General features: G+C 41.9%; 21 protein-coding genes. 1 reads left to right on the plus strand and 20 read right to left on the minus strand.

Annotation, left to right across the window (positions count from 1 at the left end):
* Window positions 1-8: 8 nt before the first annotated feature.
* The 19 genes from HQN90_RS28350 to HQN90_RS28440 all read right to left on the minus strand — a co-directional run bounded on the left by HQN90_RS28350 (window position 9) and on the right by HQN90_RS28440 (window position 17,809).
* Window positions 9-1,073: a glycosyltransferase family 2 protein gene (locus HQN90_RS28350; RefSeq protein ID WP_173225196.1), complete on the minus strand. Its 1,065-nt coding sequence runs from the start codon at window positions 1,071-1,073 to the stop codon at window positions 9-11.
* 67 nt (window positions 1,074-1,140) lie between these two features.
* Window positions 1,141-1,950 carry a flagellin N-terminal helical domain-containing protein gene (locus tag HQN90_RS28355; RefSeq protein ID WP_173225199.1) on the minus strand — a complete coding sequence of 270 codons (810 nt, stop codon included), beginning with the start codon at window positions 1,948-1,950 and terminating at the stop codon, window positions 1,141-1,143.
* Window positions 1,951-2,058: 108 nt separating this feature from the next.
* Complete coding sequence (gene csrA, locus HQN90_RS28360; protein ID WP_173225201.1) at window positions 2,059-2,301, minus strand: carbon storage regulator CsrA; 243 nt, start codon at window positions 2,299-2,301, stop codon at window positions 2,059-2,061.
* A gap of 3 nt (window positions 2,302-2,304) precedes the next feature.
* A complete protein-coding gene (fliW, locus tag HQN90_RS28365) occupies window positions 2,305-2,727 on the minus strand; it encodes a flagellar assembly protein FliW (protein WP_173225204.1) in 423 nt (140 codons plus the stop codon).
* Between the two features lie 150 nt (window positions 2,728-2,877).
* A complete protein-coding gene (flgL, locus tag HQN90_RS28370; protein WP_173225207.1) occupies window positions 2,878-3,774 on the minus strand; it encodes a flagellar hook-associated protein FlgL in 897 nt (298 codons plus the stop codon).
* 25 nt (window positions 3,775-3,799) lie between these two features.
* Window positions 3,800-5,365, minus strand: coding sequence for a flagellar hook-associated protein FlgK (gene flgK / locus HQN90_RS28375; protein ID WP_079415144.1), 1,566 nt, complete (start codon window positions 5,363-5,365; stop codon window positions 3,800-3,802).
* Window positions 5,366-5,377: 12 nt separating this feature from the next.
* Window positions 5,378-5,884 (minus strand): flagellar protein FlgN, encoded by a 507-nt coding sequence (locus HQN90_RS28380; RefSeq protein ID WP_173225210.1) that lies wholly within the window; start codon window positions 5,882-5,884, stop codon window positions 5,378-5,380.
* Window positions 5,885-5,908: 24 nt separating this feature from the next.
* Entirely contained in the window at window positions 5,909-6,184 is a 276-nt protein-coding gene (flgM, locus tag HQN90_RS28385; RefSeq protein WP_079415148.1) for a flagellar biosynthesis anti-sigma factor FlgM, read from the minus strand.
* Window positions 6,185-6,280: 96 nt separating this feature from the next.
* Complete coding sequence (locus HQN90_RS28390; protein ID WP_173225213.1) at window positions 6,281-6,706, minus strand: flagellar protein; 426 nt, start codon at window positions 6,704-6,706, stop codon at window positions 6,281-6,283.
* Window positions 6,707-6,814: 108 nt separating this feature from the next.
* The gene (locus HQN90_RS28395) at window positions 6,815-7,579 is read right to left on the minus strand and encodes a ComF family protein (protein ID WP_173225216.1); all 765 of its coding nucleotides are present in this window, start codon (window positions 7,577-7,579) and stop codon (window positions 6,815-6,817) included.
* Complete coding sequence (locus tag HQN90_RS28400) at window positions 7,580-9,562, minus strand: ATP-dependent helicase ComFA (RefSeq protein ID WP_173225218.1); 1,983 nt, start codon at window positions 9,560-9,562, stop codon at window positions 7,580-7,582.
* Between the two features lie 42 nt (window positions 9,563-9,604).
* Window positions 9,605-10,006, minus strand: coding sequence for a hypothetical protein (locus HQN90_RS28405; RefSeq protein ID WP_173225221.1), 402 nt, complete (start codon window positions 10,004-10,006; stop codon window positions 9,605-9,607).
* A gap of 64 nt (window positions 10,007-10,070) precedes the next feature.
* Window positions 10,071-10,796 carry a response regulator gene (locus HQN90_RS28410; RefSeq protein WP_173225224.1) on the minus strand — a complete coding sequence of 242 codons (726 nt, stop codon included), beginning with the start codon at window positions 10,794-10,796 and terminating at the stop codon, window positions 10,071-10,073.
* Window positions 10,774-11,961: a sensor histidine kinase gene (locus HQN90_RS28415; RefSeq protein WP_173225227.1), complete on the minus strand. Its 1,188-nt coding sequence runs from the start codon at window positions 11,959-11,961 to the stop codon at window positions 10,774-10,776. Before HQN90_RS28415 ends, HQN90_RS28410 begins: the two co-directional genes overlap by 23 nt.
* 95 nt (window positions 11,962-12,056) lie before the next feature.
* Entirely contained in the window at window positions 12,057-14,660 is a 2,604-nt protein-coding gene (locus HQN90_RS28420; protein WP_173225230.1) for a stalk domain-containing protein, read from the minus strand.
* Window positions 14,661-14,856: 196 nt separating this feature from the next.
* Window positions 14,857-15,135 (minus strand): hypothetical protein, encoded by a 279-nt coding sequence (locus HQN90_RS28425; RefSeq protein WP_246362886.1) that lies wholly within the window; start codon window positions 15,133-15,135, stop codon window positions 14,857-14,859.
* Window positions 15,136-15,329: 194 nt separating this feature from the next.
* On the minus strand, window positions 15,330-16,535 hold the full coding sequence (metK, locus tag HQN90_RS28430) for a methionine adenosyltransferase (protein ID WP_173225233.1): 1,206 nt from the start codon (window positions 16,533-16,535) through the stop codon (window positions 15,330-15,332).
* Window positions 16,536-16,863: 328 nt separating this feature from the next.
* Complete coding sequence (locus tag HQN90_RS28435) at window positions 16,864-17,133, minus strand: alpha/beta-type small acid-soluble spore protein (protein ID WP_079415167.1); 270 nt, start codon at window positions 17,131-17,133, stop codon at window positions 16,864-16,866.
* Between the two features lie 145 nt (window positions 17,134-17,278).
* Window positions 17,279-17,809, minus strand: a complete 531-nt coding sequence (locus HQN90_RS28440; RefSeq protein WP_173225236.1) for a hypothetical protein — start codon at window positions 17,807-17,809, stop codon at window positions 17,279-17,281.
* 104 nt (window positions 17,810-17,913) lie between these two features.
* On the opposite strand from HQN90_RS28440, the gene HQN90_RS28445 reads away from it, so the two are divergent.
* Window positions 17,914-18,606, plus strand: a complete 693-nt coding sequence (locus HQN90_RS28445; RefSeq protein ID WP_173225238.1) for a stalk domain-containing protein — start codon at window positions 17,914-17,916, stop codon at window positions 18,604-18,606.
* 46 nt (window positions 18,607-18,652) lie between these two features.
* Here the strand turns inward: HQN90_RS28445 and HQN90_RS28450 are convergent, their stop codons facing one another.
* Window positions 18,653-21,754, minus strand: a complete 3,102-nt coding sequence (locus HQN90_RS28450; RefSeq protein ID WP_173225240.1) for an S-layer homology domain-containing protein — start codon at window positions 21,752-21,754, stop codon at window positions 18,653-18,655.
* Between the last annotated feature and the right edge of the window lie 104 nt (window positions 21,755-21,858).

A 21,858-nucleotide genomic window follows, 5' to 3' on the forward strand; every position in this document is an offset into this window, starting at 1 on the left:
TTCGATTATTATGAAGAGGTATTTCGTAAAATTAATAATCTAGACGCAGCTTCCTCATAGCCAAGATCGGACGAATAGCGATAATAATCCAAGCCCTTGTTCAATTCGCCGATCACTTCATAATATACACCCAAGTTATATGCCGCCTTGTAAGAGCCAACTCCAGCGACAGAGCTGTATTTAGCGGTTTCACCGATTTCAATTGCCATCTTGAAATGAGTTTCAATTACACCAATTTCTCCTGTATCCATAGCTAAAAGCCCAAGTAAAAACGGCATATCCGGAAACTGCGGATAAACAGGGGCATATTGCTTCAGTAACATGACAGCTTCCTTGAACTTCCCTTGTTCTTTGAGCGTGTAACCTAGCATGACAACCATGACGGGAAAGTACAAAGCCGATACTTCATTTATGTTCAAACTAAGACGAAGCTGCTCCTCAGCCTCGATATATTTTCCTGTGCTATAGTATAGCTTACCTAGCTGATATCGCATATATCCGTCATTTGGATACTGTTCCAAATGGGATAGGTACATGGGAAGATAGCGATTAGCTTTATCCTTCTCCTTATATATCTCTTCGCTATAACCATAGTGAGAAATCTGAAGTCCTGTGTCTTCAAACAAAGCCGGCTGCGTTCCACAATAGACTTGTTCATGCACAGCTCCATGAAATTTATACTCCGGTCGGTTCGGGTAGAATCGAATCATACGGTGATGCTTAATACCGTCCTGCAATACATTATTTATAGTAACCGAACCTGTAGTATTCGGGAATTGTCGAACAAATTGTTGCAACATCTCAAAACAGTCTTGAGGCAATTCTTCGTCAGCATCAATGAAAAGAATATAGTCTCCAGTTGCATAAGAGGCACAGCAGTTTCTCGCTTCTGCAAAATGATCATTCCATATATAACTAAAAATTCGAGCACCATAATGTTTGGCTACTTCTACACTTCTATCTTTAGAACCTGTATCTAGAACAATCATCTCATACTCAATCGGTATACTTGCTAAAGATCTAGGTAATTGTGTCTCTTCATCCTTAACGATCATACATACACTGATTTTCATATGTCCCCCTTAGTAAGTAAGAAGCCCATTACGATGTAATGGGCTTCTTTGAAACGAAAAACTAAACTTATGAAAGCAATTTAAGAACACCTTGAGATCCTTGGTTTGCTTGCGCCAACATAGAAGTAGACGCTTGTTGAAGGATGTTCAACTTGGTGTAGTTCATCATTTCTTTCGCCATGTCTGTATCACGGATACGCGACTCAGCAGCTTGCAGGTTCTCTGTTGTAGTTCCGAGGTTGTTGAATGTGTGCTCCAATTGGTTTTGAACGGCACCGAAAGAAGAACGCGCGGAGTTCACTGTCAAGATGTCTTTGTCAATGTTACCAAGTGCTGTACTTGCACTACTCATAGAAGCAAGGTTATCAGCTTTGATAGCAAGTGAAGCCACTGTAATGTTTTGCAGAGAAACTGTAACAATATCTCCGCCTTTGTCACCGATTTGGATCGTTACTGCACTTGTAGTGTTCAGCACGTTGATGCCATTGAAGTTCGTTTTCGTAGCAATGTTATCGATAGCTGAGCTAAGCGATTTGAACTCGGAGTCAATTGCACCAAGGTCAGAAGCGTTGTAAGTTCCGGTCGACGCTTTTGTTGCTAACTCTTTCATACGGGACAACATGTCGGAAACTTCGTTCATTGCACCCTCTGCAGTTTGTACCAAGGATACGCCGTCTTGTGCATTAGATTGAGCTTGGTTAAGCGATCTGATTTGCGTACGCATTTTTTCGGAGATCGACAGACCCGCAGCATCGTCAGCAGCACGGTTGATTTTGTAACCGGAAGACAATTTCTCACTTGATTTACCTTGTTGGATGTTGTTACCTTGTAGGTTACGGTGAGCGTTCATTGCGTTAAGATTGTGATTGATAATCATGATATAATTCCTCCCTGAATGTATAATTTCCACTTCCATGTGGGTAGGCATTTCGCCTTACATATATATATATCGGATGCGCATTTTGATTTGTTAATAGCATTTTCACTATTTTTCGCTATTTTTTTTAGATCTCGTCATGTTTTTTAATAGAGCAAGGTCTATCTTGCCTTTCGAGGCTTCAATGTTGCTTAATTGTATGGTTTCATAAACTTCTTTTCTCAGTATATTGATATTCTGTGGCGCCCTAATTCCTATTTTGACCTGATCGCCGTCAATGGCGGAAACGAAGATTTCTATATTATTGCCTATCAATATGGATTGCCCTTTTTTACGAGAAAGAATTAGCATGACCTATTCACCGCTTTCTTTGGAAATAGGAGCAAAAAGAGGCTCGCTTGTTTTGTAGCCACTGTCCGGTGGAAGTACAATCTGTCTACCTATCAAACTCTTGGTATTAATCACGATCGGGGCAAGCAGATTCATCGTTGATTCCATAAATTTCTCATGGATCGTTACAATGGCTAGAACAGCCACCTCTTCTTGACTCTCCACCTGAAGGGTAGATTTGATACTCTCCTCAAGCTCGAATACATATTGCTCATGAAACGAAAAAGGCGACGTAACCAGAAAAGAGATATTAGGATCTTCAATACTTTGTAAATTTGCGAATTGATCGTTTTCTTCAATCACGTCAATACGATATTCATTATGACCTTCGAATCCCAGAATACTTCCCTGAAGCTGAATAGTAACATCATGTAACATGGTTATCATTCCTTGATACCTCCTCAAAACACGACAATGCTATAGCATTCGCTACAGCATTGATAGTTTATTTGTAATAGTCTCATACTCGCTGCATTCATTATTCATAAATTTGACGCTCCATTACGGCAACAAATCACAGGCAATCCACGTCAGCAATTATCTGATGTAATCCAACAAGCTCGGCTGAATAATTTTGGCTCCTACAGATAGCGATGCTTGGTATACACTTTCATCCGACTTCAACTTTGTAATCGTTTCGGCCATATCTGCGTCTTCCGTTGTAGCATCCAGACTATTTAAGTTCAGATCCAAATCTTTAATGCGATTGTTGATCAAATCGAGACGATTGGCTCTAGCGCCTACTTCTGATCTCACTTCAAGAATTTTAGTAATTCTTGTTCCAAACTCATCATAGAGTGATTTGGCGGTGGCTTGGTCTCCAGCTGAAAAAGCAGTCTGCAGGCCTTTTAACACTGAAAATAGGTTGTCCGAGTCGGTTGTTTGTCCGAATACTTCACTACCTGTCACATTTAAAGGTATAGTCACTCCAGCAGCAAATTGTGAGATAAGCTTCCCTGAATCCGTGGTTTCAGTCGCAGCTCCTGCAGAGGTGTAAGGTTGGATGTCTGTCTTTTGCCCATTGAAAATGTATTTTCCATTTAATTGATCATTTCCTAACGTAACCGCTTGTTCATATATCTGGCCAATCTCTTTCGCTATCGCGTCTAAAGCACTCTGTGGGTTCGTTCCATTCAGCCCTCGCGTTACAAGTTCATTAGCTCGTTGAACAATATCTCCAACTTGGCCTAATATAGTATCGGTATGCTCAACCTGTGATGAAGCCATGTCAACATTTTTTTGGTATTGCTCATTAATGGATAGCTCACTGCGATACCTTAATGCATAGGTAATGCCAACAGGATCGTCAGATGGTTTATTAATTTTCTTACCTGTCGCCAATATATTCTGATTAGTTTCCATTCTGCCCATGTTATTGTTCACATTCCTGAGCAGCTGACTATGCATCATGCTTTGCGTTACACGAACAGTCATGCTAAGCTACCTCCCTAATGATGATTTAACGTCCTACTACTCCGGTATTATTAATAAGTTTCTCCAATATTTGATCAAAAGTTGTCATAAATCTAGCTGCTGCACCATAAGCATGTTGATATTTGATCATATTCGACATCTCTTCATCCAATGAAACTCCGCTTACTGACTGCCTACGAGAATCAACCTGATCAACTATTGCTTGCTGATTCGTATTCAGACGAGTCGCTTCCTGAGCTTGAACACCCAATTGACCCACTACAGAGCGTAAATAATCATCAATCGTACCTTCAGTGATTCCGTTGCTGTTCGTTGTATATTGGAACTTATTATCTTTTTGTTGGGCTATAAGCAAGGCTAAGGTGTTGTTACCCTTGACGGCTTTCTCGGTGGCACCTGAGCCCTCGGTTCGCAACGAGGTTACAATCTTACTCGCATCCGCGGCAATTGTCGGATTCAAAGTAATTGTGCCCGCGGTTATACTACCGCTAGTCGATGTAAAAAAATCAGTCCCCGTTGCGGCTGGAGTTCCAAATGTATAACCAAGCTTGTGAAGACCATTCAAGCCTGCCACAGTCGCAGTGAGATCTGATGTTAGCGTTCTCGTAGCTCCGGAATAAGTCACTCCGTTTAATACAGTACCTTCAGGTAGTACGGAACCCTTAGGAATTGTTATCGTGATATCACCGGTCGCAATACTGCTAGCGATCGTATTAAGTTGCTTCTGGTAGTCAGCGACATATTTATCTCGAGAAGCAATCATTCCGAATACTTCACCGCTCTTCAAATTCCCTGTTCCATCGCCACTGCCGTAAGCAGTTTGCAATTCATCTGCTGTAGTTGGTGTAAATGAATCACCAGTAACCAAGTTCGTATTCCCCATAGAAATAGAATAACCTTGAGGGGTATTCGTGACCGTAATATTAACAATTTTCGAAAGTTCATCTGTCAAGAGATCACGTTGGTCTCTTAAATCATTGGCATCATCACCTAAACCTTCAATGCGAGTGATTTCGTTGTTTAAGCTAGAAATTGTACTGGTCTTGGAATTAATTTCGCTCACTTTTACTCCAATGTTGGCAGTTAAATCCGAGCTTAAATCACTCAGTTGCTTGCTTATTTGATTCATTGCATCCGTTAAGGCCATAGCATTTTCTCTAACAATTTTGCGTCCAGTTGTGTTCTCTGGGTCCTTGCTTAAATCAGACCAAGAAGCCCAGAACTTATCGAGCACTGTTCGAAGTCCAGAGTCGGAAGGCTCGTTAATAATAGTCTCAAGTTTATTTAAGGTGTCGGATTGGATTTTGGAGTTGCCTAACGATTTGTTCTCATTTCGAAATTGATCATCCAGGAATGACTCGCGAATCCGGGTAATTGAAGTAAACTCTACCCCAGTTCCCAGTTGCCCGGGCGTATTGGACCGATTCAACCCAGGAAATTCTATAGGCTGCGACGCCGCCATATTAACAATTTGTCTCGAATACCCAGCTGTATTTGCGTTAGCTATATTATGTCCTGTGGTATTTAAAGCGGCAGTCTGGGTAAACAAACTTCTCTTGGCTGTTTCTATCCCATGAAAGGTAGAAGTCATAATAACACTCCTTTAGGCTTTAGTGTCGAATATTCCGTTTCGTACAGAACTATATCCCGTTTGGTTAGGATGTTGATAAAACGCGTCTTGCTCGGGGGTTTTCACGAATAAATCCAATGAAAAATCTATAAATGCCAAGGATTGCTCAATTAGCTTTTGATTCACTTCATTTTGTTTTTTCATCTCTGTCATAACGTCTAATAACCTTGCTTGAACTTCACTTAAGGCTTTCTTTTCTTCTGCCTTGAATATAATTTTAATCAGGTCGCTGACTCTCACCTTGGGGTCGGGGTTATACCCACGAGAGATCAAATATTCCCCAGTTAACTGAACTCTCATACGCTCAAGTTCTTCTATTTGCTTAATAAGCTTATTTTCTTTATGAATAATGGTATTAAGCTCTACTACTTGATTATTAACTAGTACCGGTGTTTTTTGTGCTGCTAATTCTAACATTGTTTGATGTATGGAGATTAAATTTTCTAAAACTTCGAGCAGCTGGGTTATACTCACGTTCATTCACCTATTCTCTTGTCATGTGATTTATTTAAAATAAGGGAGTAACTTTTCCGCGATCTTCCCCGCATCTACATGATAAGTACCCGATTCAACAGATTGCTTCAGTTGATTGACTTTAGCTACCCGTTCTTTGGACTGCACGGCTTGACTGGTTTCCAAAAGCAATTCTTTAGCTTCACTGGATATTTGGACTTGGTCTCTTTGTTTTTCTTTTTTATTAGTTCCGTTCAACGCCTTATGATCACTTGCTTGTCTATAGGGGTTAACTGGTCCAACCCGCTTTGGTTCATTAACTTTCATTCGGTGACACCTCATTCGCTTAAAAATAAAAAGCCGATAATCGTTATTACTATTATCGGCAGTTTGTATAAGAAACTTTATATGGTTGAACTTCTTTTATTCATGCCTGTCCTGTAGACGTTCCTTGATTTTAAAACTCATTTGAGTATCCTTCTTCTCTTGCTCCATTCTCCGCCGCTCATCCTCCGAATTATTCCTGACATCCTTCACAAGTTTCATGCGGCAAGGTTCACAAATCGTATTCTCACGAATCTGAGTCCCACAAACTTCACAGGAATAAAACATATTCGGTGCATGCATGATAGAAATTCGACCGTCACGAATGAATTTCGTGATTTGTTTAATCGAAACACCTGTTGCATCGCTCAAATCATTAATGTTCGTGCCTTTATTTTGACGAAGGTATTTCAAGCATTTATCATACTGCTGCTCCAAATCCTTCAAACAGTTCGGACATACCTCAGCGAACCCTTTAACAAATATTTTGCCACAGCGCGGACAATTAGCGACATTCATTCCCATTTGTATCGCCCCCTTCTATTATTCCCAATTCCCAATTAATAATTCCAGTTTACCGCAATTCGACAGCGTTTGCCTATTAATATTTTGACAGCAATAGAACTCCTTCCTTCATCTGGCCCATGTTAGCCCAACTACCTCAGCAGAAAAATGCGCTTTAAGAACCTTGGCACACTGATTCATCGTACTTCCTGTCGTATATACGTCATCCACGAGGTAAATATGCAAGGCAGTTGTTGAGCATCTTATGTCAAGTCGCGATAGGTCAATTTCAAATACATGCTCCAAATCATCCAATCTTTCATTCCTCTTCTTAATGCTTTGCTTGTCGGTGTGCTTGGAACGGTTGAGAAGTGGAATAACGGGCACCCCTATTCGTCTTCCTAGTTCTGTTGCCATTTGATCAGCTTGATTGAAACCTCGTTCTAACATTCTACGTTCACTTACAGGTACAAAAGTAATTATCTTCTGCGCTGGATCAGAGCCGGATTTTGGTTGCTCTAACTGCGATAAGTGATAAGCATGGACAAGCATCCTGCCTATAACTGTTTTCAGCCTTTCATCTCTACGATATTTATAGCGGGCAAGCAGTTCCTTCATCGCATCATCATATCTTACAGCGCTACGGCTTCTTATAAAATAGGTTTGTTGTCTCCGTTGACAATCCCAGCATCTCTCAGAGCGCCCACATGTGGGACAAAGCACTTCTTGAATCCACGGAACCTTTTGATAACATGAAATGCATAACCCCAGCTGTTCTAACCGAAGTTCACTAACCTTCTTACAAAGAAGGCAATCCGCCTTCACAGGGCTTAGCATTGAAGCTAACGTAGTCCATGCTTTTTTGATCCAATGCCCCATTCCAGAATTCGTCATTTATTTCCCCCTTAGTAAGTATCCCTGTTTATATGCCATGCGGTTCATTTGTTGAATTTGTCGAATCGCCTCCTTTTGTGAATACGTAATTTCTTTTGCTGCAAAATACACCTTCCCTGCTGGATCATCTTTCGATCTCCCCGCGCGCCCTGCCATTTGAACGAGCGCAGCCTCGTCAAATAACCTCGAATCGGCATCCAAAATGATTACATCCGACTTGGGAACCGTAACGCCTCTTTCTAGTATCGTTGTTGTTACTAATAAACGAATCTCTCTGTTCCGGAAACGTTGGACCTTTTCTGTTCGAGCCGAATCCTTAGATGATGTCCCTTCCACACATATCATTGAACCACCTGATCTTGGGTTTATCATCTTCCTCAAAAGCTCAACCATCGGGTCCACCAATTGAATATTAGGGACAAAAACAAAAACCTGCGCACCCCGCTCTATTGAGATAGCTATCTTCCCAAACAACGAACTCGGCAGCGTTTGTGCCCGAAGTGATTTCCTCAGATAAGGAACTGAGATTAGGTGAGGGACTGGCACTGGGTGCTTATGAAAACGCACCGGTACTCGAACATGCGGCAATAGTCCACGCTCAGCCGCCTTTCGAATGGCTTTGGGCGGCGTAGCCGAAAGCAAAATGTTGACACCGCTAGTCTTGCACACTTTAGCCGCCGCGTAAGAAAGCATAGGATTGTTGTGATACGGAAACGCATCAATCTCATCAATAATAACCAGATCAAAAGCCCTATGAAAACGCATTAGCTGATGCGTCGTGGCGATCGTGATCTGTCCCTGCTCCCAACGCTGCTCGCTCCCACCATACAGCGTTACAACGCTATAGCCTACAAAAGCCCGCTCGATGCGTGGCTGCAGCTCCAACACCACGTCTTTGCGGGGTGTTGCGATAAGTACTCGTCCACCTTTAGCTACGGTATGGTGCACAAAAGGAAAAATCATTTCCGTCTTGCCGGCGCCGGTAACAGCCCAGATCAAAAACTTCCTCAGAGCCGATGGTTTAACGACTTCGTTTGCAGCTGTCCGTCTTCGAACCGACAACCCAACTCTTTCCACACTTCCAAATAGCACTAGGCTAATATCACGCAGCCAATTCACCTTTCTATGATCTCTCGCATCTCCTCTGATATAATGAAGCCCCTCCAGAGAGGCTCTCGCCTGGGGCTCACTAAGTCCCCACGGCTCGATATAGGCGCGGATATCCACTTCTTCGCCACCGAATGGCGCAACTAATGCAGATCGCCCACTAACTAACAAAGAACAGAACCTAGCCCGTCCCATCGTCAGACACTCCTCGCAATAGGGACATTCCTGCCCGCAATGCACGCAAGCCGACCAAAACATTCGATCGTCACTACTCCCACACCGCTTGCAGCGATAGCTCGTCTTTTTCTTAAATGCTTGTCGCCATTCTCGACGTTCAATGACTTCCAAACCATTACTCAACTCAAGATCGCCGTTAAGATGTGCCAATTGCAAATAGGCTCGCCAAGCTTCCCCTATCCCACAATCCAGACCTACCCCCTCCAGCAGTTGGTGGACTTCCTCAATGAGGAGCGATCTGCCGCTGCATGCATCGACGATATCTTTGTATGCTCCTGTGTCTAAAACTACTCTAGGATACAAGCTGTGCCTCCATGTACCATGATGAATGACTTCTTTCTTAAAGGCTTCTTGATTGGGCATTACGTATTCTCTTGCAATTCGACGAAAGCGTTCTAGCGCAGTCTCGCCCATTTCTTCTATGCCCTCACCAGATTTCCTCGAAGTGAAAGAGGTATCACCATTTAGCTTCTGAAGCAACCGCACACCTTGCCCAAAAGAAATAAAAGGTTCGAACACTACGAGGCCGGCGTCGGCTGCGTATTGCTCGAACCAATATTGAATGTCTGTCTGGGTGTGAATGGTTATTCGCCATTCCCACTTTTGTCCTAAGCATACAGCGTAAAGTTGAACTTTCATTGCTCACCTTACTCTCTTAGTCATGTAAGTGCTTGTAACAACCTACTGTAAACCAAAGGGAATCTTAACAAGATCCTCCCGATTACTCAGATGAACAACAATTAGAGCTTCACTTTCATGTTGCAGCAAGTAGTTGTCTACAGTGCTACTATCCGCTCCACCATGCAGATCCAGTAAATGGGTATGGGATAGTCGCTCAATAATTTTTCTTGTATCGTCGGACGACCCTTCATCAAAAATTGTAGCCGTCACTTCATTGCCTTTTAGACGAGTGAAGAAAAACAATGAGCGAATATACCATTCAATCTGGTTTTGATTATTTTTGGTAACGAGTAGAATTTTAGTTTGTTTCTTGCTCTTGCTCTTCCGGTTTCCGAACAAAAGATGGAGCACAGCGATGCTGATTCCGTAGCAACCTAAGATCCAAAGCAACCCAACCCACATAGCGGATCCCTCCCTTATTTGCAATGTATGCCGCATAAGGAATAGGGGTTCCAATAAGGGGATTTTACAAGGTTACCCAACCATTTTTGATCGCAATAATAACAGCTTGTGTCCGGTCATCAACTTCCATTTTCTGAAGGATGCTGCTGACGTGGTTTTTAACTGTTTTCTCGCTGATAAAGAGGAACTCACCAATTAGTTTATTGCTTTTACCTTCTGCCATAAGACGAAGAACTTCCGCTTCGCGTTTGGTCAGAGGACTGTTTGCATTATGTATGTATTTTAACCCTGAATCTTTGATACCCTGACCGGATCCTACGACACCGACATCATCGAGATAAGTCATTCGTCGAAGCTGATTAATCAGCTTGCCTGTGACTTTGGGATGGATATAAGCATGACCGGCAACAACAGAGCGAATCGCATTAATAAGGGACTCCGCCTCCATGTCTTTGAGCAAATAGCCTGAAGCCCCTTTGCGAAGGGTTTCGAATACGTAGCTCTCATCATCATGAATGGATAGAATAATTACTTTGATATCAGGGAAGATAAGTTTCAACCTCTCTGTTGCAACTACCCCGTTTTCAAGTGGCATGTTAATATCCATAAGCACAATATCAGGAGTAATTTGGTTGCATAGCTCGATAACCTGGATCCCGTCACCGCACTCTCCAATGACTTCCATATCATCTTCCATATTAATAATTCGTTTAACACCTTCGCGAAACAATTGATGGTCGTCCGCAATGACGAGGCGTACATTGCGTTTATGACTCGCCGTGTTGTCCATTCTGATTTTCCTCCTTGTTCTCTGCACCGCTGCCAATAGGGATCAGCATCGTAATTTTGGTTCCTGAATCTTTCTCAGACTCAATGACCATCGTGCCTTCCAAAAGCTCAACACGCTCGCGCATGCCCAGCAAACCGAAGTTATTCCCTTTGGCTATTCTCTGTTCTGTCTGTGGCACGTCGAATCCGACTCCGTTATCTACTACGTAGATTTGCACTTGATCTGGTTCCAGTGTGAGCTCAACAGATAAGAAAGTAGCTTTCGCATGTTTGATTACATTAGATAGAGCTTCTTGCACTAGTCGGAAGATAGCAATTTCAAGCCCAGATGGAATGCGAGTCTGTTTGCCTACGAGATTAAATTGTGTGCGAATGCGATACTTCTCTTCGAAATCCTGTACATACTTACGCAATGTTGGAACGATACCTAGGTCATCGAGCGCCATTGGACGGAGGTTGAAGATGATCTTCCGAACTTCTTCAAGTCCTCCTCTGACTTGACCCTTCAAATCTACCAATTCTTCCTTAACAGCAGGAATATCATCTTTAACAAGCATGCGCTGAGCAATTTCTGTGCGAAGCACGACATTTGCCAAGGTTTGAGCCATCCCATCGTGTATTTCACGTGCGATACGCTTCCGTTCTTCCTCTTGCGCCAAAATGATTTTTAAACCAAGCAACTGCCTATTCTTCGCCGATTCTAATATGCGAGTCACCTGATTGAGATCACCTGACAAATATTCCAGAACGACATTCATCTGCGAAACGATCGTCTCAGCCCGTTCTACCTGCTTGTCCACATTCTTCGTTCGCATCTGTAAATCATTTCGCCTGGTCTTCAGGTTATTTTCTTTTTCCCTTGCGATTGTGAGCTGTAATTGAAATGCAATAGCCGCTTCATAAGCAATCTTAATATCTTCCTCACGGTATTTATTAAAGTCACGACTGACTTCCGTGAGTCGAATGCGAGAACGCTTGTAGTCCTTCTCTAACTTATCGACCAGCTCAATCGTTACACTCGTCTCATATTTAATTTCCTCGAGTTCCCGAATAAGTGATTCCTTTTCGAAGCGAGAGGCTTCAGCGATTTCAAACATTTGATACTTGCTGCTCTCCATGACGTTAATTGCGTTTTTTATGACACGATCTATAGCGTCTGGCTGCAAATGAAACGAGCTCCTTTTAACAAACAATATTAGAAATTAGTCTACCCCATATTGTATCATAGTTCTGACAATTTGAAGTGTACTTCTAGCACTATTTATTCCAGTGTTATCCCATAATTTTTAGGATCCCAGCCTACTTTGAAGCCTAATTTCTCGGAAATGAGCCGCAAAGGAACCATCGTCACGTTATTCATAATTTTCGGTGCTACTTCTGCAGTCACACGTTGCCCATTTACTAATAGGTCTGCTTTATCAATCCATAGATCTATCAATTTATCACCGCGCATGACCGTAACTTTACGTTCTTTTTCATCCCACTTTACGTTTCCGCTAAGAGCTTCTGTAACGAAACGGAGAGGAATCAAAGTATTGTCATTCACAATGGTAGGTGCTTGTTCTAAAGTCATTGGCTTATCATTCAGCGTAACTTGTTTCTTATTTACAGTTAGCTTTACCGTATTTTTCGGCAATGATGCCAGCTGGCCTTTGTAAATAAATGAAATGTCATCGATATTAATTTTCCCTTTTGCAGCTCTTTCGTCCTGTCCATTGGCAGGGTTAGCCACGTAAACACTCTTAATTTTAAGCGGGGATTTCAAATCGGACACATCGGCCGTTATCTTGCGCCAGCCTGTCCAGTTCATATTTTCAGTGAAACTAACTAAATTCGTAACGCCATTGGCATCAACCACTTCTGCTCGTACCCAATTGAAGCTTCCATCACCAAACACTCTTGCTGAAATAAACTCTGGTTCCCCTTCAATCGGAGCGCCACTCGTTCCATTAAACCTCGCGTACGCCGCTTTTGTTCCTGTACCTTTTGTAAAATCATAAGCGATCTCAAGATTTTTATTCCCGTTGTCTTGTGCAATATTAACCGCAGAGACTACCTCTGCCGGGTATTTGTCACCAGTGGTCATTACGGCGAATTTGTCTACATCATACCAATTTTTCTCTTGGCCAACAGGTAATGTTACCATCGTACTATATCCATCATATCTAGCAATAACTTGAGCTGCTTGAGAGCCCGAAGCACTATCTACATGAAGTATTCCGTCTTTGAGCGAGCCTTTAATACCACTTAGTTCCCATGTCGCAGATGCCGCGGGCAAATCCCGAGTAACTCCACTTTTTGTAGTCACACTAATAGGGAGTTTGAAATCCCCACCTTCTGTCACTGAAAAAGCACCTGCACTGAAAGTCATCGCAGTAATTTGATCTCTACCTACAACCTCTACGTCCATGGAGGCAGAGCCTTTGCCAGACTTAGCTGTTATTTGCGTTTTACCAGGTGACGTGGGTGTGAACACATTATCTTTAAAAGCACCATTCGTCGTAGAAATGCTCCATTGTGGAACGATACCTTCTACAGAAATCGGATTATAATAGTCATCATAAGCTTTAAATTGATAAGTGCTAGGTTCATTCATGAATAAAATATTTTGGCCTTTTAGAATAAGTCCCTTCAAATCTCCCTTAGGTGCAGTCGAATATACCCCAACACCATTAACTACGGAACGCTGATTGCCATTCTCCGTTTTGTTGACAAGCTTCGGATCGAAATCACCTAGTGATCTTGAGACCATCTGTGTAGAGCCTCCACCGTCCAGAACCATCCCTTTCCAAACACCAGCCCCAATCATGAACTGCTGAAGCTCAGGAAGCGTCATGCCAGCACTGCCTGCACTTCGATCAGAAGTAATGATATAAGCCGTCTTCATGTCCTTAGAATAGCCTATTGCTGTTCGAGATCGAGGACTATACCCACTGAAATCCCCAATATTACGGGTAAAATAACTTGGCTTGGCATCGTCCACTAACAATGTGCTGCCGCCGATTAACATTTTAAAATTTTTCCAATCATAGGTCTGAGAAGCATCGTGCGGAACCATATCATATTTGGTGGTGATCTTATCTCCAACTTTGAGATGATTAACGATAAACTCCCGGGCTAAGCCAGAACCTCTGAGAATATAGCCATCTGCTGGAGCAATCATTTTAACATTCGTATCCACGGCAATTTCCTTAACGATATCGTTCTGGATTAGCGCCTCTGTTGGAACGTGTGTTCCATCTACAGCTCTCTGTGTCATAGCCCAAGCACTTGTATAGAGAAATAGCCCGTCCGCAATTAACGGGACATCATTATCATCCCAATAATATGTCTTGTTCACACCACCAAGTTCGAACGACGTTCCATCCTTCGCTGTTACATTACCCTGAAAATCAAATATATCGATAATCGGTTGATTACTTTTCGTAATCGCGAATGAATACAATCCAGATATTTTCGCCGGCGTCGCCATGACTTGGCCATTCGTTATTTGTGCGCCTTCCGGAACGCCTTCTGCTTGTGTATTAAAAAAGTCTCCATTCACACCAGCCACGGCACCAGTGTCCTTCACCATGCCTAATACACTTTGATTTTTCGTAAATTGATTTTTCGTACCTGCCATTGCGTCTATCTTCACGTTCGGATTCGTCAAATCAACTTCTACGACGTTGGCGTTCACCGAAACATCCTTATTGCTTCTCGTAGTTGTCCATACATAGTTCTTCATTACAGCACCTGATGTAATTGTTTCTTGTGAACTAAGTGTCAACGTCGGACCTGCCGCGTAGACCGTCGTTCCCGCAACCAATTGCCACACCAATGCGCAAGCCAGCGCACCCATTCCTACTTGCTTCTGAACCGTCATGTTGCTTTTCCACTCTCCTCTTTCAGTCTAAGTCTAGTATTTATCTTTTTAGCGATATCTATATAGACTCTAAAACTATGGAAAAAGTTACGATAGAAGAGAAGTTGTATTTATACGTCATAAACGAGTGGACATAAACAAAAAGAGAGCTCCTCCTATCGGGATTTGCTCTCTGCTTGAGATGTATGACTATATATCATTTAGTCCATTTCATCTTTGCTTCATGTTCTATAGACCGAGCTGATAAAAGTTCGATAATCGTGTGCTGCTGCTCTTGAATGAGTTCCATCCTTTTTACCGTATCATTGGTTTCTAGGACTGCTTGCTTAATTTGAGATTGTTCCAATTCCAGCCTATCTAATCGAGAATCAATTCCATTTAATCGAGAATCAATTCCATTTAATCTCTCTACCACCGGTGACAATTCAGCCTTAAGCAAAGCAGAAAGCGCCTCTTTCAAATCATTATCCAACATTCATCACTCCTATCTATTGTTTCTCCGTAAGTCGATCTTCTGTTAGCCAAGTATATCACATTTTGTATAGCAATATTGCCTTTGTCTTTCTAATATCTTCTTTTTATATTTTACCATACATCAAACCAAAATTCAAACATATGTTCTCTTTTTTATCATAAAAAAAGCCGCCCATAAAGGACGGCTAATTTATTTTAAACCAAAGCTTGTGCTTTCAAAGTCTCAGCTTTGTCAGTACGCTCCCAAGGAACATCCAGGTCATTACGGCCAAAGTGACCGTATGCAGCTGTTTGACGATAGATTGGACGACGCAAGTCAAGCTCTTTGATGATGCCCGCAGGGCGGAGGTCAAAGTTTTTGTGGATAAGCTCAACGAGCTTCTCTTCGCTAACTGTGCTTGTTCCGAAAGTATCAACAGCAATTGAAACCGGACGCGCTACGCCAATAGCGTAAGCCAATTGAACTTCACATTTTTCAGCAAGTCCAGCTGCTACGATATTTTTCGCAACATAACGCGCTGCGTATGCACCGGAACGGTCAACTTTTGTTGGATCCTTACCAGAGAAAGCGCCGCCGCCATGACGAGCATATCCGCCATACGTATCAACGATGATTTTACGACCAGTCAAACCAGCATCCCCTTGTGGTCCACCAATAACAAAACGGCCAGTTGGGTTGATGAAGTAGTTAGTGTTCCCATCCAACAAGTGAGCTGGAACGATTGGATTGATGACGTGCTCTTTGATGTCTTTTTGGATTTGCTCCAATGTTACATCTTCACTATGCTGTGTAGATACAACAATCGCATCAACACGAACTGGTTTATCATCTACATATTCAACAGTTACTTGTGTTTTTCCATCAGGACGCAGGTATGGCAAAGTACCGTCTTTGCGAACTTCTGTCAAACGACGAGCCAATTGGTGAGAAATGGAGATTGGAAGCGGCATAAGCTCAGGAGTTTCGTTAACCGCGAATCCGAACATCAGACCTTGGTCACCAGCGCCAATTGCTTCGATTTCCTCATCGGACATAGAACCTTCTCTTGCTTCAAGTGCTCTGTTAACACCTTGTGCAATGTCAGGGGATTGTTCATTCAATGAAACGAGAACCGCACATGTTTGGGAGTCAAAACCGTATTTCGCACGTGTGTACCCAATTTCTTTAATTGTTTGTCTAGCAATTGCTTGAATATCTACATATTCAGAACTTGATGTAATCTCACCGATTACCAAAACCAAACCAGTTGCTACAGATACCTCACATGCTACACGAGCATTCGGATCATTGGCAAGAAATGCATCCAATACCGAGTCAGAAATTTGGTCACAAATTTTATCCGGATGACCTTCTGTTACGGATTCGGATGTAAATAAACGACGTCCACGTACTTGCGCCATATCATTCATCCTCCTAATATCATTTAGTATGTTTGAAAAGCTTCTACTCGATGCCTCTATATTAAAAAATGTGGGCCCGGCTTTCGCGCAGCTTTTCACGCCAAACGGAATCCCTCTTTTGCGCTCAAGCGCTAACAAGAACGTTCAATTCCGCACTGGTAAAAATAAATATTTTTCCCTACAATAATGAATAAAGACAACAAAAAAATGAACCTTTCCCGATTGGAAAAGGCTAAATTAAATATTGACCTTCAATTAGTTATCTTACTTTATTTGTCGTCTAGTGTCAATGTATAAAACATGAAGATATTATGAATAAAGCCCGTGGTTACAGCGAAAACAGCACTTCTTCTGCACGTTGAATCAGTCTTTTCGTAATCGTTCCACCTACGGCTCCAGCATCCCTCGAAGAGATGTGTCCCCAGTAGTCTTCCTTAATCGAACTTGAAGGGATTGCCCCTAGTTCTGTTGCAAACTCCGTATCGGCATTTAACGACATTTGCTTGCCAACAGGCAGCCCTAACTCTGCAGCGATTTCATACTTTAGAACATCAAGTGCCTTCTTTGATTCAGGAACCACTTTATTGCCTCTAGCCATACTTAAACGCCTCCTTAGAGTTTGTGTTGTCCATATTATAAGCCCGCGAACCCTTATTGGGTTGCATCTATAGTATGGCTAGAATCGAGCACCCAAACCGCATAAGAAGTTGTCATAATGGGTAAAATTATGGAGGAAAGTGATGTTACTGTGTAACCTTGCTACCATCGGCATTCAAAATCAAATAACTCCCGCGCACCATGACAAATATGTCCGCCGTATTCTTGGGCGATGGCTTAATCCCGCGGCCCTCGGTCGGGAAAATCAAAAGATGATTCAGCGCGACTTCTGTTCCCGCTGCCAAGTCCTTGCCTCCCGTTACATCCGGGATGCCGTTCTCATCGTTGCTCACGGCCAGTACCTTGCCGCTTCGCACGATAAACTCAGCGCCAGCTCCGGCGTAAAGGGTTTGTCCGTTCTGCAGCTGGACAACCTTCATCGTCGCTGACGTAGAGCTTCCTGCGCTCGGTTGGCTGCCACCATTGGCAGCTAGCGCCGCTGTGACAAGCTCTTTCACCTTGGCTTCGCTTAAGGTGTTCTGATCGAAGTAGCTCTTCGTAATCACCGGGTCAGTCGATGAGCCAGGGGTAGGGGCATCAGCTTGAGAAACTGAAATAAATGACGATAATAGAAAAATTACGCAGCCTGTTGTCAAAATCATTTGCTTCCTATTCATTAGCAGTAAACTCTCCTGTCATGATAATCTGTAAAATTAAAGGAAATCTTACTTCTTCTGTTGAATTATCTATTAAAATAATCTAACAGAACGGAGTGATTTTTTTGAAAAAATTACTAACGGTAACTATGATTTTATTCTTTATTACTAGCAGCGTCAACGCTTCATCAAGCCGGGGAGACTTCGAGGGCAATCCAATTGTAAGTGTAAAAGACAATGGAAATGAACTTAAAGTCGATGACGTTCCCGCTATCAATTACAAGGGAAGAACGATGGTACCTATTTATATGTTGAAGCAGTTAGGCGCTGATGTTGCTTGGGATGATTCAACGTATAGTGTGAATGTTTCTTTAAAGAATGACCAACCTAAAAATGAAAATCAAAACGAATCTATAGTAAATGCTTATAAATGGCTAAGTGATACGGACATGCAAATCTATATGTACGCAAATAAACTACAGCAATACATGGATTTTGATCAAGTGCCTAACGTCAAGGACATTCTCGATAGAGATTATTTGGAGCTTACAGACGAATATAACAAATCATTGGAATTCGCGACTTCAGTCTACAAGCAGAATGCGAACACAGGCATTAACGAGATCCTCGCCAGCCAGTCCAAAGTGCTTGAGACCGTTGGACAGACCAAAGAATTATTTAAGATCTGGATAACTCGTAAAAATGATACACAGATTAACACTAGCTTACAAATTAGTTTGTTCAACAGTATTGAAAACAGTCAGAAGAATATCGTAAATACAAATAAATATGTGCATTCTACATTTGTACAAAAATAAAAAAGAAGGCCAATTGGCCTTCTTTTTTATTAAACGTTAGCTAATCTTATGGAGTAACAGTTACTGCAACAACATCGGATTTACCGTTTGGTGAAGTAATTGTCAGATCAAATGTACCAGAACCAGTTACAGCGATATCACCATAAGGATTAATTGTAACATTTTTAATGCCGGTAGAGTAGTTGCTAGCTGCGAATGTTACACCCAGTACGCCGTTAGCTTTTTGAGCAACATCTTTCTCATACTCTTTACCGTAGTTATCAGTAACTTTCAGAGCAGAGTTGATGAACGCATTTCCACCAGTTGTAGCAATTGTCATCGTGCTGTCAGCAGCAACTTTATCAACTGCCAATGCATCGTTCTTAGTAGTTACAGCGACTGTTGCCGTTTTGATTTCGTTTTTAATCGTTTTGTAGGATACATTCAATGTTGCAGTACCTACTTTGTTACCCAGAACATAAGCTTTACCATTAACAAGAGCTACTTTTGCAGCAGCATTGTTGGATGTAGTAATAGCAGTAATTGTGTTAGCTGGAACTTTAACAGTATCGCCAGCAGCGTTTTTAGCGGAAACTTTAACTTCGCGTGCGAACACTTGGCTCTTAGTTACATCTTTAAGATCATCGGCAGTGATGGTTTGGCTATTGCCGTAAGTTGTTCCTACAACAGAACCGCTGTCGCTCAGGTTGAACAAAGTAGGAACAGCATTCACGGAGTAAGTCAGATCATCTGTAATTTTAGCAACAGTTAATGTTCTTGTAAGCTTGGAGATCTCAGTACCGTTCTTAGTGATTGTTGCTACGTACTGAATTTTGGAACCTTCAACAGCTTCAGAACCAGTGAACAACGTGAACTCATCATTGAATTTTTTGAAATCACCAGCAACTTCACCTTTACCATAAGTTGCAGATGGGTTGATGAATGTATCGCCTAATTTCAATGCAAGTTTAGTCGTATCTGTAAATGCAGTACCATTTTCATAGTAAGTTGCTCCACTTACAGTTACTTGATATTTGTTACCTCCAGATTCAACATTGTTGCCTTGGCTGTCTGTGAAGTGAGCATCGTCAAGTTTTTTACCATATTGGTCGATAATAGCAAGCTCAACAGCTACTGTAGCACCTTTAAGTGCTGCTTTCGTAGGATCAGTTACTACACTGAAGTGGTCAGGCACACGAGCGTCTTGCACTGTGTAAGTTTTTGTTGAAGTGCTGCTTGCGTTAGCTGTTGCGATGATTGCAGTGACGGAAACAGCACCTTTAGAATTCGGGCTAATTTCATTCAATTTGATAGTTCCTCTGTGCTCACCGGATTCTTGAATTGTAGCGATAGCTTGACCATTAACGCCTGAAACGTTAATACTAATACGTTTGCGGTTTTGTTCGCTAGTCAAATCATCAATGCTAAGCTCATTTCCAGCAGCATCATAAGCGATAATTGGAACATATACATTTTTGTCGCCAGCAGCAATTACATCATTAAGGTCGCCGATTACAACTTTATTGGCAACTTTAGCGGATTTAACGGAGATCTTACCAGTTGCTGTAGCAGCTTGATTGAACACTGTAAAGTTGTATTCAGCAGCTTTGTCAATATCTTGCAATAGAGAGATCTTAACTTGCGGGATATCGTTTCCGTTATCCTCAAACTCTGTTTTAACATCACTAGTTGGGATGTAATCATTCCAAATTAGAGTTGTATCTCCAAACAGTTTAGAAGTATTAGTGTTATCTTTGCTGTAGACTTTTGCATTGATCAAAGAATCATAAGAGATTGTGCCGCCGTATTGATCAAACAGAACAAGATCGAATTTAACGTTTTCGCCTTTACCGTTCAACGTTGTACCTACGGAGTAACGAGCTGCACCAAGTTCAAGTTTAGTCAGGATTGGTTGTGTACCAAGCTTGAAGTTTTTAGTAGCTGTAATGTGGCTGTCGTTGTTAACAATCGTTACTGGAATTACAGATACACCTTGAGTAGTGTTAGGATTTGCTGTATTCAAAGTAATCAACAAAGTACCATCATTATCTTTTGTGATTTTTGTGAATGATGCAGCAGAAGTGTAAACGTTGTAGGAACCAGCGTTTGTCGTTGCATTTTCACCGTATTGGTTGGAAGCTTTAACCTTAACGATCGTTTTATCTGCATAAGCAATTGTATCGCCAGCATTTACGAAGTCAATTTTTGTAAGAACTTCGTCTTGACCTGTGAAAGAAGCAGTTGTTTTATCAGTGTTAGCTGCATCTAGCCCAGTTACGTTTACTGTGTAATCACCTTTGCTAACTTTAACATCAGTCAATGTCAGTACTGCGGATTTCTTGTCATCAGCAAACTTCGTTGTAGTTACTACATCAGAAGTACCTTTTTTCAAGGCAATTTTTGCTTTGTCCGTATCAACTGGTTTGTTGAAAGTTACTGTCACTTTTTGAGCGCCAGTAGCTTTTGCTTCTGTCACGGATACTTTACCAGGGGAAACGTATTGTTGTTTCGCTTCATATGCACCAGTCAAAAGAAGATCGCGGGTCGCGTTTGCTTGACCGTTGAATTTACCGCCGTCGCCAGCTGGAAGAAGTTTCAATTCAAGAGCAAGAGCAACATAACCTTGTGCCCAATCTGTAACTGTTGAATCGTTACCTGTTTTTGCTTTAGCGTCAGCATCTTTACCAAGAACGCGAACCAAGAAAGTAGCCAGTTGTTCTTTTGTTACTTTACCAGCTGGGTTGTAAGTACCTACGCCGTAACCATCAGTGATGCCGGCATTTTTCAAAGCTTCGATGTAAGGAAGTGCGTAACCGTTAGCTGCATCATCGGATTTAACATCAGAGAAGCTGGAAGTTTTCAAATCTTTGTTAACTTCAATTCCAGTGATCAAAGCTGCAACTTTCGCGAATTGTGCACGGTTCATTTCTTCTTTCAAACCAAACGTTTTGTCGCTTGTTCCGTCGAAGATACCAGCACTAATCAAAGCGTCAAATTTTGCTTTTGTAGCTGCGTCAAGATCTTTAAGATCTGTGAAATCAGCGGAAGTTTTCTTAGCAGTAGCAGTAGCATCTGTTGTAGTAGTTGCCGCTGTGTCAGCGAATGCCATCGAAGAAAACATGGATAATGCCATTGCGGATGATAGAATCACGGATAAACTTTTTTTCATAACCTTTATAGTCAATATTTAATTATGGAAACTAGTCAATTCTTCAAAGGCTAGACCGCATATATAGTTTTACTACTTTATTTTTTGACCATTGTTTCAAGTAA

This window comes from Paenibacillus alba (assembly GCF_013204855.1).
GTDB classification, from domain to species: domain Bacteria; phylum Bacillota; class Bacilli; order Paenibacillales; family NBRC-103111; genus Paenibacillus_E; species Paenibacillus_E alba.